At 71.2% G+C, this 12103-nt stretch carries 11 protein-coding genes and 1 tRNA gene; 4 read left to right on the top strand and 8 right to left on the bottom strand.

The window, feature by feature from the left end; translation table 11 throughout:
* Window positions 1–61: 61 nt before the first annotated feature.
* Window positions 62–1183 (top strand): galactokinase, encoded by a 1122-nt coding sequence (gene galK / locus FLX07_RS05030; RefSeq protein WP_142568261.1) that lies wholly within the window; start codon window positions 62–64, stop codon window positions 1181–1183.
* Window positions 1184–1249: 66 nt separating this feature from the next.
* Here the strand turns inward: galK and FLX07_RS05025 are convergent, their stop codons facing one another.
* From FLX07_RS05025 to FLX07_RS05015, 3 genes are all read right to left on the bottom strand, one after another.
* The gene (locus tag FLX07_RS05025; RefSeq protein ID WP_229689617.1) at window positions 1250–2017 is read right to left on the bottom strand and encodes an enoyl-CoA hydratase-related protein; all 768 of its coding nucleotides are present in this window, start codon (window positions 2015–2017) and stop codon (window positions 1250–1252) included.
* 78 nt (window positions 2018–2095) lie between these two features.
* Window positions 2096–3250: a nitric oxide synthase oxygenase gene (locus tag FLX07_RS05020; protein WP_229689616.1), complete on the bottom strand. Its 1155-nt coding sequence runs from the start codon at window positions 3248–3250 to the stop codon at window positions 2096–2098.
* A gap of 337 nt (window positions 3251–3587) precedes the next feature.
* Window positions 3588–3660 (bottom strand) — tRNA-Asn (locus tag FLX07_RS05015).
* 262 nt (window positions 3661–3922) lie between these two features.
* Between FLX07_RS05015 and FLX07_RS37490 the strand changes: the two genes are divergently transcribed.
* Window positions 3923–4225, top strand: coding sequence for a YtxH domain-containing protein (locus tag FLX07_RS37490; protein WP_223852726.1), 303 nt, complete (start codon window positions 3923–3925; stop codon window positions 4223–4225).
* Window positions 4226–4395: 170 nt separating this feature from the next.
* Here the strand turns inward: FLX07_RS37490 and FLX07_RS05005 are convergent, their stop codons facing one another.
* From FLX07_RS05005 to dnaG, 4 genes are all read right to left on the bottom strand, one after another.
* A complete protein-coding gene (locus FLX07_RS05005) occupies window positions 4396–4899 on the bottom strand; it encodes a hypothetical protein (RefSeq protein WP_142568258.1) in 504 nt (167 codons plus the stop codon).
* Window positions 4900–5096: 197 nt separating this feature from the next.
* Entirely contained in the window at window positions 5097–5825 is a 729-nt protein-coding gene (locus tag FLX07_RS05000) for a VOC family protein (RefSeq protein WP_142568257.1), read from the bottom strand.
* A 298-nt stretch (window positions 5826–6123) separates the two neighbouring features.
* The gene (gene rpoD / locus FLX07_RS04995; RefSeq protein ID WP_142568889.1) at window positions 6124–7263 is read right to left on the bottom strand and encodes an RNA polymerase sigma factor RpoD; all 1140 of its coding nucleotides are present in this window, start codon (window positions 7261–7263) and stop codon (window positions 6124–6126) included.
* A gap of 146 nt (window positions 7264–7409) precedes the next feature.
* Window positions 7410–9329 (bottom strand): DNA primase, encoded by a 1920-nt coding sequence (gene dnaG / locus FLX07_RS04990; RefSeq protein ID WP_229689615.1) that lies wholly within the window; start codon window positions 9327–9329, stop codon window positions 7410–7412.
* 147 nt (window positions 9330–9476) lie between these two features.
* On the opposite strand from dnaG, the gene FLX07_RS04985 reads away from it, so the two are divergent.
* A complete protein-coding gene (locus FLX07_RS04985; RefSeq protein WP_142568255.1) occupies window positions 9477–10331 on the top strand; it encodes a M23 family metallopeptidase in 855 nt (284 codons plus the stop codon).
* Between the two features lie 9 nt (window positions 10332–10340).
* Here the strand turns inward: FLX07_RS04985 and FLX07_RS04980 are convergent, their stop codons facing one another.
* On the bottom strand, window positions 10341–11126 hold the full coding sequence (locus tag FLX07_RS04980) for an SDR family oxidoreductase (protein ID WP_142568254.1): 786 nt from the start codon (window positions 11124–11126) through the stop codon (window positions 10341–10343).
* A 70-nt stretch (window positions 11127–11196) separates the two neighbouring features.
* Here FLX07_RS04980 and FLX07_RS04975 point away from each other — a divergent pair, with 70 nt between their 5' ends.
* The gene (locus FLX07_RS04975; protein ID WP_142568253.1) at window positions 11197–12051 is read left to right on the top strand and encodes a LysR family transcriptional regulator; all 855 of its coding nucleotides are present in this window, start codon (window positions 11197–11199) and stop codon (window positions 12049–12051) included.
* Window positions 12052–12103 lie beyond the last annotated feature (52 nt).

The following is a 12103-nucleotide window of genomic DNA, read 5'->3' as shown; positions in this document are numbered from 1 at the left end:
GTCCGCACCCGCCTGGGCCGCTACCCTACGGGGAGGCTGCGTTGTTGAGGAGTGTGCGACTATGCGGGTTGTTGATGCTTTCCGGCAGGCGTACGGCGGCGAGCCCACCGGGGTCTGGCACGCGCCCGGCAGGGTCAACCTGATCGGGGAGCACACCGACTACAACGACGGCTTCGTGCTGCCGTTCGCGGTGCCGTGGGGCGTCACCGCGGCCGTGAGCCCCCGCGAGGACCTCACCGTCCGGATCTCCTCGCTGCAGGCCCCCGGCGAGGAGCAGGTGCTGGAGGACGTCGAGCGAGCCGAGGGCTGGGCCCGCTACCCCGCCGGAGTCGTCTCGATCCTGCGCGGCGCCGGGCTGCCGGTGCGCGGCGCGGACATAGTGATCGACGGCGACGTGCCCAAGGGGGCGGGGCTGTCCTCCAGCGCGGCGCTGGAGGTGTCCGTCGGACTCGCCCTGAACGATCTCTACGGCCTCGACCTGGAGCCGATGGCGCTGGCCAAGCTGTGTCAGAAGGCCGAGAACGACTTCGTCGGCATGCCGTGCGGGATCATGGACCAGGCGGCCTCGACGCTGAGCAAGCAGGGGCACGCGCTGTTCCTCGACTGCCGCTCGCTGGCCGGCCGCGCCGTGCCGTTCGACCTGTCGGCGTACGGCCTGCAGATCCTCATCATCAACACCGGCGTCCACCACGAACTGGCCGACGGGCAGTATGCCAAGCGGCGCCAGGACTGCGAGAACGCGGCCAAGCACCTCGGCGTCCCCTCGCTGCGGGATGTCACCGACCTCGCCGCGGCCCTGTCGAGGCTCAGTGGCGACGAGCGGGCCCGCACCCAGCACGTCGTCACCGAGAACCACCGGGTGGAGGCCGTCATCGGGCTGCTGCGGGCGGGCGCCGTGCAGGAGATCGGCGCCCTGCTCAACGCCTCCCACCTGTCTCTCCGGGACCAGTACCAGGTCTCCTGCCCGGAACTGGACGTGGCGGTCGAGGCCGCCGTGCGCGGCGGGGCGCGCGGTGCGCGGATGACCGGCGGCGGCTTCGGCGGCTCGGCCATCGCGCTCGTCGCCGACGACCGGGTGGACCGGGTGCGCACCACCGTGGAGCAGGCCTACGCCGAGCGGGGCTGGGGAGCGCCGACGTTCCTGCCGGCCACCCCGGCGGCCGGCGCCCACCGCCTCCGCTGACACACCACCCCACGGACGGGAGAGCCGTCCGCCCGGCGCACGGCATCGGGCGAGGCCGCCCACCTCTCACCCCAGAGGCGGGAAGTCCGGCGGCCGGCGTTCGAGGAAGCTCGACACTCCCTCGGCGAAGTCCGGCCGCCGGAACGACTCCGTCATCAGCCGTACGGCCTCGGCTTCGGCCTCGTCGAGCCCTTCCTGCCAGCCGTCCCAGATCTGCCGCTTGATGACCGCCATCGAGGCGGGCGAGCACTGGGTGGCCAGCTCCTTCGCGTACCCGACGGCCTCGGCGAGCAGCCGCTCCCCCGGCACCGCCCGTACGGCGAGGCCCATGGCGCACGCCTGCTCACCGGTGAAGACCCGGCCGGACAGCAGCAGGTCCATCGCCCGCGCCTGCCCGGCCAGCCGGGGCAGGATCCAGCCGAGGCCGTACTCCGCGACGAGCCCGCGCCGGGAGAACGCGGTCGTCCACTTGGCGTCGCCGGCGGTGAGGACCACGTCGCACACGAGCGCGTGGACCATCCCCAGCCCGGCGCACGCGCCGTTGACGGCGGCGACGACCGGCGTCCGCAGGGTGGTGGGAAAGGTGGTGGGCCGGGGATCCCGCTCGTCGGCGTAGGTTCCCGCCTGCAGGGCCGTCAGGTCCGCGAAGTCGGCCCCGGCGCAGAAGCCCCTGCCCGCGCCGGTGACCACGATCGCCCGTACGGACGGGTCGCGGTCGGCCTCCTCCAGCAGGTCGAAGTAGCGCCGTCCCATCTCGGCGGTCCAGGCGTTCAGCCGTTCCGGCCGGTTGAACGTCAGGATCCGCACACCGCCGTCGTCCTCGGACAGCACCACCGTCGTCGCCCTCCTCCACCGCACCACAGATCTTGACGCCACGGACCGTGACCGACGGGCCTTGACCCGAACTATGTTCTACACCACGGGAGGGCGGTGAACATAGGCAGGCGTGAGCCGTACGTCCTCGTAGTAGCGGTGGAAGACCGGTGTCGCGGCGCCGGACAGGGGCGGCACGATCCAGGACCAGTCGGCAGGACAGACGCGCCCGCTGCGCTCCTCCCGCTCCAGATGGGTCAGGAACCGTCGCGCCTCGGTGTGGTGGTCGGTGATCGTGACGCCGTCCTCCGCGAAGGAGTGCAGCACGGCGACGTTGAGCTCCACCAGCGCCTGGTCCCGCCAGAGCGTACGGTCGTGGGAGGTGTCGAGACCGAGCCGCTCGGCGACCACCGGAAGCTGGTCGTAGCGGTCGCCGTCGGCGAGGTTGCGCGCGCCGATCTCGGTGCCCATGTACCAGCCGTTGAACGGCGCGCACGGATAGGCGACCCCGCCGATCTCCAGCGACATGTTGGAGATCGCCGGCACGGCGTGCCATTTGAGCCCCAGGTCGGCGAACCACGGGAAGGCCGGGTGCCGCAACGGCACCTCCAGGACCACCTCACGCGGCACCTCCCGCAGGACCAGGGCGCCCTTGGCCTCCACGACCAGCGGCAGGACGTCGAACCTCGTGCCCTCCCCCCGCCAGCCCGACCGCAGGGCGCGCCGGGTGATCTCCGCGTTCGCCGGGTCGCCGTGGACCGAGCCGTCCTCGCGGGTGTACCCCGCATACCGGATGAGCTGGTCGTTGAGAATTCGCGGCGCCCGCTCCCCCGGCCGGTCGGGGGCGAGCACCGTGACGGTGGGGCGGATCCTGCCCCTCCCGGTGGCCGCCCTGAGGTGCTCGACGCACTCCTCGGCCACACCGTCGCCGGTGTCCACGTGCCGCCGGTCACGGACCTGCAGCGACCGCCAGTAAAGGCGCCCGATGCACTTGTTGCTGTTGCGCCACGCCACCCGCGCGCCGAAGGTCAGCTCGCCCGTGGTGTGCGTGTAGGTCCCCGTCCGGTCGATCTCCGCGAAGACCTCCCGGAGGCGCCGCTCCACCGGGCCCGCCACCGGGTTCTCCGCGTGGTGGAGCCGGATGAAGTTCTCGGCCTCCCGCCTGTCGATCTCCTCCCCGCGCTCCCGTACGGGTGCGAGGGTCTTTTTCGATTTCCGCCAAGTCAGCACGACCGTCACACACTTCGCGCTCACGGGCACCCCGCGCCGGTTCCGGGCCGGCGGCGACACCCTCCCCGCAGTGGCCCTCACCCCACTGCGCCGTCCGTGGTCCGCGGCAGCCGCGACCGGTACGGCCACGGCGATCACATTTTCCGCGATGTCACGGGATTTGTCCGCCAAATCCCCACACCGGCGCATCCGAAGCGTCCCCCACCCGGGCCCCCGGACGGCAAGCAGAGGCGGTGTGCGGCGCACCGCTTGCCTGATCGGCCCCGTGTCTCGAAGGGCGCGACCGCTGCTGCGGCGACTCGCACGTAGACATGAAAAACCCCGGGGCGGTGGTCTGTGACCACCGCCCCGGGGTGAAATGCTCCCGCGATAGGACTCGAACCTATAACCTGCCGGTTAACAGCCGGCTGCTCTGCCGATTGAGCTACACGGGATCGTGCTGTGTACTGCTGTTACTGCCCTGCTCCGCTCGTTCCGGCCTTTCGGCTTTCCTTGCGGCGCGGAACTAGATTAGCGCACTCCGGGGGGTGTCTGTCACATCGATTCCGTCCGCGAGTCGTCGGGTCTTGATCGGCATACGGCAAAGAGCGCCCGGACGCCCCGGAGGCCCGCACAGGCGGGGCCGGACCGGCTGCTGTTGGATAGAGACAGGCCCTCGGGGTAGGGGGGCGGGGAACACGAGCGCGGAGGTGGAAGATGCGATACAAGGCGATGTTCGCCACCGGGCTGGCCGTCGGCTACGTCCTTGGAACGCGGGCCGGGCGTGAGCGCTACGAGCAGATCAAGCGTTTCGCGCAGCGGTTCGCGGACAGCCCCACGGTGCAGGAGGCGGCAGGGCTGGTCGGCGCCCAGGCCTCGAAGGTGGCGGGCAAGGCCAAGGACTTCGCGGGCGACAAGGTGCCGTTCCTGAAGAAGACCGAGACCTGGGAGCAGGCCGACAGGACCGACCGGGTCGGCACCGCCACCGGCTGGCCGGCAGGCGCCGAACAGATCCCCTGAACCGACCCCTGAGGCCGGGCACGTTCCTCGGCGGCCCGAGACCGGGCAGACGCCCGTCCCGAGACCGGGCGGACGCCGGTCCGGCTCCGTCTCCCCATAGAGGACCGGCCCGGACGGTGTGTGACGCGCCGTCGCCAGGCCCCCGGTGTAGCGCCGGGGGCCCGGCGCTGTCAGACGCCGAGGCTGCGGCGTACCTCTTCGAGCGCCTGCTCGGCGTGCGCGCGCAGGCCCGGGTCCTTCGCGTCGAGGCCGGGGTCGAAGATGAACTCCCAGCGCGGGGTGTCGTAGCCGGGGATCCGGCGGGCGACGAGGCGCACTCCCCCGCGTCCGTCGATGGTCACATGGCGGCTCGCGACGATCGTCGAGGTCACCCGCTCGCGGATCGTCTCCGGCAGTCTGCCCGGCTCGGGCAGGAGGGCCCGGTGGACGGCCCCGTCCGTCATCGTGACCGTCACCCCCTCCTCGTCCCACACGGCCTTGTCCATCAGGTGCCAGGGCAGGCGCGGCCCGTCGGGCAGGTGCAGCGCCCGGGTGGTGGCGACGATGTGGCCGCCCTCCGGTGTGGGCGCGTGGCTGATCGGACGCTCGCCGCTCTCCAGGGCGAGAGCCGTACGGACCTCACGGGGCAGCCGGGAGCCGAAAAAGCGGGACAGTGAAGGCTTCTGAGAGGTCAAGGGAGCACCGCCAGCGTCGTCGACCGTTAACACCCCCGAGGCTATCCGCCGCCCGCGTCCCGGCTTCGCTCCCCCCACGAGCGCGCCCAGAGCAAGCCCAGAACGGGCCCAGAGCAAGCCCAGAACGGGCCCGGAGCGGGCCCAGCGCAAGCCTCAGTGCAAGCTCAGAGCGGGCCCGGAGCGGGCCGCTTCGCATCTCAGGGGAGCCACTCCTGAAGTCCGGCGAGATGCCCGAGTTCCGATTCGACGCGCTGCCTGTCGTCGACGGTGAGCTCCAGACCACGCAGGTCGGCGAGCCAGGGATCGGCGGGCTCACCGAGGATCGTGGCCACGTCGACAAGGTGGCACAGGGCGATGGCCCGCTCGACCGGCGAGGCGGTCGCGCCGTGCCTGCGCAGCGCGGATTTGAGCGCGCGGAAGGCCTGAAGGTCGTCGTTCTTGAACTCACGCAGGATCCGGGCGTTGTCGAGCGCCCTGGCCAGGCCCGTCAGCTTCTTCGAGCCGCCGTACTCCACCTCGGCCGGCTCGTCGCGCTGGATGAAGATGATCGAGTTGCCGGACGGATCGATCAGCGTGAACCGGGACGCGCCGGGCCGGTAGCGGGTGATCCTCGGAAGGCCGGAGCTCAGCACCTTCCCGTAGACCCGGCGCATCGCCGCGACGAACGCCGCATGGTAGGGCGCCACGGCGTCGACCATGACCAGGCAGCCTCCGGACTCCTCCCGGACGGGATCCAGGCCCTTGGGCGCGGGACCGAAGTGCAGCTCGAAGCCGCTCCACCGCAGCGCCAGATAGACATAGGGCTTGCTCTGTTTGTAGGTCGCCTCGAATCCCAGGGCCTCGTAGAACGCCAGGGTCTCCTCCACTGACCCACACGGCATCAACGGCACCGTCGTCTCGTTCGGCCGAACCGCGGGCTCACTCACGTCGTCCACCTTCCGGGTCGCCCGGCGATGGTTACACTCCCCGGCGGACCTCGCATATGGATCGCTCCAGAGGCCCGGCTCCGCGTGACCGGACGTCACCGTTCACCTGGACGCGCCGAGGGCACGGGAGCACCGGGGGCACCGGGGGCACCGGGGGCACCGACGAGGTCGTCGCCGGCCTGACGACCCGGGCCGCCGCGGCGACCGGGCCGCGCATCGGGGCGGGCCCGGCGGCGGCGCGGACACGCGACGAGCGCCTCCCCGGGGGGGCGGGAGGCGCTCGTCCGCGGTCGAGGCGTCAGTCCAGATAGTCCCGGAGCATCTGGGCCCTGGTGGGATGGCGCAGCTTGGCCAGCGTCTTGGACTCGATCTGGCGGATGCGCTCACGCGTCACGCCGAACTCCCGGCCGACCTCCTCCAGAGTGCGGGGGTGGCCGTCGGCGAGGCCGAACCGCAACTGGATGATCCGCTGCTCGCGCTCCGACAACGTGGCCAGGATGTCTTCGAGCTGGTCCTGCAGCATGATGAAGGCCGCGGCCTCCATCGGCACCACGGCGTCGGCGTCCTCGATGAAGTCGCCGAGGTCGGAGTCCTCCTCGCCGATGGGCGCCTGGAGCGAGACCGGCTCCTGCGCGATGCGCTGGATCTCCACCACACGGTCGATCGGCAGATCCATCTCGGCGGCGATCTCCTCGGGGGCGGGCTCCCGGCCGAGATCCTGGTGAAGCTGCCGCTGCACACGGACCAATTTGTTGATCGTCTCGACCATGTGCACGGGAATCCGGATCGTTCTCGCCTGGTCGGCGATCGCCCGAGTGATCGCCTGGCGAATCCACCAGGTCGCATAGGTCGAGAACTTGTATCCCTTGGTGTAGTCGAATTTCTCCACCGCGCGGATGAGGCCGAGATTGCCTTCCTGAATAAGATCCAGGAACAGCATTCCGCGCCCCACATAGCGCTTGGCGATGGAGACCACGAGCCTGAGGTTGGCCTCGATGAGCCGCTGCTTGGCGCGGACTCCCTCCCAGACCAGGTCTTCCAGCTCCGGCCGGGCGAACCTGGCGGCGAGGCTCTCGCAGAGCTTGTCCTCCGCGAACAGGCCGGCCTCGATCGCCTTGGCCAGTTCCACCTCCTCCTCGGCGGTGAGCAGCGGAACCCTGCCGATCTCCCTTAGATAGATCCTGACCAGGTCGCTGGTCGGAGCGCGTTTGCCGATATCCTCCTCGTCCGGCTTGCTGGGCTCCTCGTCGCCTTGCGGCTCGAGGACCTCAACCCCGTTCTCGGCGAGCATCCGCACGACGCGCTCCAGCGCGTCGGCGGGCAACTCGGATCGGTCGAGCGCGGCGGCCACGTCGTCAACCGTGACACTCCCGCGTTCCCTTCCCTTAGCGACGAGGTCCGCCACCTGGTCTACCGATGGCGGCCTGCTTGGCAGCACCGATGCACCCACGCAACACAGTGTGCAGTAAAGGCACCACCAAATGGCAGGCCTATTTTTGTCACCCAAGGTAAGGCGGAAGTCAATACCGAATCGAGATCAAAACATATGTTTGGCGACTGTGAGATCTGGAAATGGACGTTTATTCAGGCCCCGCTGGCGCGTTCCCGCAACACCCGTCGCTGCTGTTCCAGGGCCACGAGTTCGCCGAACAGCCGGTTGTACTCCTGCTGCTCTTCGACCGGGTTGAGCCGCTGCAGGCGCGACTTCACCTGAGCGACGGCCCGGCCGACCGCGACCTCCTGGATCTTGGCCAGGACGGCCGCGCCGTACCGCTCCTCGACGTCGTTGTCGGCGCGCACGGCCTCGACCGCGAACCGGGTGACGAGCGACCTCATGTCGACGCCGGTCTCGCCGGGCGCCGCCGCGTCGGCCTGCTCCAGCAGCCGGTCGACCCACTCGCGCCCGCCCGGCCCCCCGGCGGCGGTGCCCCCCGCCGCCACGATGACCTCGTAGAGCGCGACGTGCTCGGGCAGGGTGAACGTCGCCGCGCCGAGCGCGTCGAACTCCGGCCCGAGCAGCGCGGGCCGCTGGACGGCGAGCTTGAGCGCCTCCGCCTCCAGGCGGACGGCGGGGTCCATGGGCTCCTGACGCACCGGGGCGGACCGCGCGGGCGCGCCTGCGCGCGCCGCCTGCCGGCGTCCGGGACCGTGCGCGCCCTCCTGCGTCCGCCCCACGACCTGCTGCACGCGCTGGATGACGAAGCCCTCGTCCATGAAGCCGATCCAGCGGTCGAGGTCCACCACGTAGGTCTTGCGCAGCCCCGGGTCCTTGATCGCGGCCACAACGGGCGCGGCGGCGTCGAGCGCGGCCAGGCGCCCCTCGTTGGTGTTGAGGTCGTAGCGCGACAGAGTGCTGCGGATCGCGAAGGCGAACAGCGGCTCGCGGCTGGCGACCAGGTCGCGCACCGCGCCGTCGCCCTGCTTGACCCGCAGGTCGCAGGGGTCGAGGCCGTCGGGCTGCACGGCGACGAAGGTCTGCGTGACGAACTTCTGCTCGTCCTGGAACGCGCGCAGGGCGGCCTTCTGCCCCGCCGAGTCGCCGTCGAAGGTGAAGATCACCTCACCCCGGAACTCGGCCTGGTCGAGCAGCAGCCGGCGCAGGACCTTGATGTGGTCCTCCCCGAAGGAGGTGCCGCAGGTGGCCACCGCGGTCGGCACGCCGGCCAGATGGCAGGCCATGACGTCGGTGTAGCCCTCCACGATGACGGCCTGGGACCGCTTGGCGATCTCCCGCTTGGCGAGGTCCACGCCGTACAGCACGGAGCTCTTGTGGTAGATCGGGCTCTCGGGGGTGTTCAGGTACTTGGGGCCGTCGTCGGAGTCGAGCAGCTTGCGCGCGCCGAAGCCGATGACGTCGCCCGTGATGTCGCGGATCGGCCAGATCAGCCGGCCGCGGAACCGGTCGACGGGACCGCGCCTGCCCTCCCGGGCCAGGCCTCCCTTGATCAGCTCCTGGGAGGTGAACCCGCGGGCCATCAGATGCCGCGACAGCGCCTCCCACTCGTCGGGGGCGTAGCCGACGCCGAAGTGCTCGGCGTCGGCCCGCTCGAAGCCGCGCTCGGACAGGAAGCGCCGCCCCGGTGCCGCCTCCGGGCTGGACAGCCGCTCGGCGTAGAACTCGGCGGCGGCGCGGTGCGCCTCGATCAGCCGCAGCCGCTCGCCCTGCTCGCGACCGGGCACGTAGCCGCCCTGCTCGTAGCGGAGCTGGATGCCGGCGCGCTGGGCCAGCCGCTCGACGGCCTCGGTGAACGTCAGGTTCTCGATCTTGCGGACGAACGTGATGACGTCGCCGCCCTCGGCGCAGCCGAAGCAGTAGTAGTAACCCCGGGCCGGGGTGACGTTGAACGAGGGCGACTTCTCGTCGTGGAACGGGCACAGCCCCTTCAGGTTGCCCCCGCCCGCGTTGCGGAGCTGGATGTGCTCGCCGACGACGTCGGCGATCGGCGAGCGCTCCCGCACGAGCGCGATGTCCTCATCACTGATCCGACCGCTTCGCCCTGCCACGCTGGCGAGTCTAGGGCCTGCCCCCGACAGCCCGGACGCCCCATCGCGGATCGTCGAGGACATGTCACGACTTTCCGGAACTGGTCGTGATGTGCGGCTTGGTCCGTTAGAAAGGAAAGGTTCGGTAACGTCGACCAGGTGGAGATCATGCGATCGGGGAGACTGGCCGCCCTCGCCGGCGCCGCGTTCGTCGCGGCGTCCTGCGGCGCGCCCGCCGGGGTCGCGGGAGTGAGCACGCTGCCGCCCTCACCGCCGCCGGGAGGTGGGATAACGGCCGCCATGGACGACTCCGAGCCCGGCCACATCGTGCCTCCGCCCGGGGACGAGCCGGTGCGGGTCCCGCCGCCGAAGATGTCCTCCTACACGTACGCCTTCCCCATCAAGGGCTGCAAGGTGTCGTACTCCCGCAAACTGCTCGTGCTTCCCAAGACCACCATCTGGGCGGCCAAGGGATGCGCGTTCGTGTCACCGGTCGACGGGGTGGTCCAGGAGGTCAACGTCAAGAACCTCTGGTCGCCCTCGACCAACCGGGGCGCCGACCGGGAGGGGCGGTTCGTCACGGTCAAGGGCGAGGACGGCGTGCTGTACCTCGGCGGCCACCTCGACTCCGTGGAGCAGGACATCACTCCGGGCGCCAAGGTCAAGGCCGGGCAGCTGCTCGGCCGGGTGGGCAACACGGGCAACGCGCGCGACACCGCGAGCAACCTCTACTTCGCCATCTCGTGGCCGGTCGAGCCCCAGTACTGGTGGGTGCGGCGGGGCGTGGTGCCGCCGTGGACCTATCTGGACGCCTGGGACGACGGCAACCGCACCGTCTCGCCGCGCAAGGCCATGCTCACGCTGCGCAAGAAGATGGGGGCGACCCCGCCCTGCACGCAACTGTGCGCGTCCAACTCCTCCCAGCAGCCCACGCCCACCCCGGACGAGACCAAGCCGCCGACGAAGAAAAAGAAGAAGAACGGAGGCGGCGACGACGACGACGTGGTGATCATCCCGCTCTGAGCGGGACGGTCACCACGGCACCGGTCCGTCCTCGTCGAAGAACCCGCCCGACGGTCCGTCCGCGCCGAGCGTCGCGAGCGTGACCGCGACCGCCGCGCCCTGCGCCGCCGTACGCGGCAGGGACCTGCCGAGATCCCTGGCGAAGTCGGTGTCGCACGGCCCGGGGGCGATGGCGTTGACCAGGATGCCGAGCGGGCGCAGCTGCTTGGCGTACTGCACGGTGAGCATGTTGAGCGCGGCCTTCGACGGCGGATAGGCCGCGAAACTCGGACTGTCGGTGAAGTAGTGGGCGGGGTCGGTCATGTGCGTCATCGACCCCGTGCCGCTCGACACGTTGACGATCCGGCCCGCCGCCGACCGCCGCAGCAGCGGCAGCGTCGCGTCGGTCACCCGGATGACGCCGAAGAGGTTGGTCTCGAACACCTCGCGCACGACGCCGAGGTCGACCGAGCCGGGCGTCTGCCGCGTCCCGCCCGAGATGCCGGCGTTGTTGACGAGCACGTCGAGGCGGCCGAACCGCTCCTCCACCCGCGCCACCGCCGCCCGCACGCTCTCCTCGCCGGTGACGTCGATCGTCAGCGGGTGGACCTCCAGACCCTCCGCCCGCAGCTTCGCGGTCGCCTCGTCCCGGCGTCCCGGGTCGCGCGCCCCGAGCAGCACGGTCATGCCGAGCTCGCCGAGCTGCCTGGCGATCTCATAGCCGATTCCCTTGTTCGCCCCCGTGACGAGGGCGACGGTGCCAGTGCTGCCGCTGCGAGTGTCGGCAGTGCTGTCTGTGCTGTCTGTGCTTTTCATGGGTCAAGCCCATCACCGCGTCCCCCGCCACGCCCAACACCGTCTCGGTCACGGGCGATACCCTCGCGGTATGACCCCCGGTGACGACACCGTGGAGACGCGGGAGCTGGCCTATTTCGTGGCGGTGGCCGAGGAGCTGCACTTCGGGCGGGCGGCCCGGCGGCTCGGCATCGCGCAGCCGCCGCTGTCACGGGCGATCCAGCAGCTCGAACGCCGCCTCGGCGTGCGGCTGCTGGAGCGCGACCACCGCACGGTGACGCTGACGGACGCGGGTGCGACGCTGCTGCGGGAGGGCCACACCGCGCTCGCCGCCGTGTCGGCGGCCGTGCGCAGGACCCGGCGGGCCGGCCGGAGCGAGCCCTCGCTCGTGCTCGCCGCCAAACCGGGCGGAGACGCGGATCTGCTGCCCGAGATCCTCGCGGCGTACGCCGCCACACCGGGCGCGCTGCCCGTCGACATCGTCTTCAGCGCACGGGAGCGGGGCGCGATGGTGCGGGACGGCCGGGCCGACGCCGCCCTGCTGCACGCCCCCCGCGAGGATCTGACCGGCCTCGCGGTCGAGGAGCTCCTGGTGGAGAGCCAGGTGGCGGTGCTGCCGCGCGGGCACCGGCTCGCCGGACGCGCGGAGCTGTCGATGGCGGACCTCGACGGCGAGCCGCTGCCGCGGTGGCCGAGTGCCGTCCCCGAGGGTTTCTCCCGGATCGCCGAGAGCGGCCAGCTCATGCATCTCGTCGCGCTCGGCCGGGCCGTGGCGGTCGTCCCCGAGTCGATCCGGGCGAACCTGCGTCACGACGTCGTCGGCGTGCCCGTGGCCGACGCGCCGCCGACGACGCTGGTCCTCGCCTGGCCGCAGAACACGCGGTCGCGGGCGCTGGCCGCCTTCGTGCGGGCGGCTGCGGAGGCGGCGCGTCTCAGCCGGCCCTGAGCCGACCGGCGGGTCATCCGGTTTCGAGGCGACCCGGCGGATCAGACGGCGC

The organism is Microbispora bryophytorum (assembly GCF_006874465.1).
Classification (GTDB): domain Bacteria; phylum Actinomycetota; class Actinomycetes; order Streptosporangiales; family Streptosporangiaceae; genus Microbispora; species Microbispora bryophytorum.
This window is presented reverse-complemented; position numbering and strand designations above follow the sequence as displayed.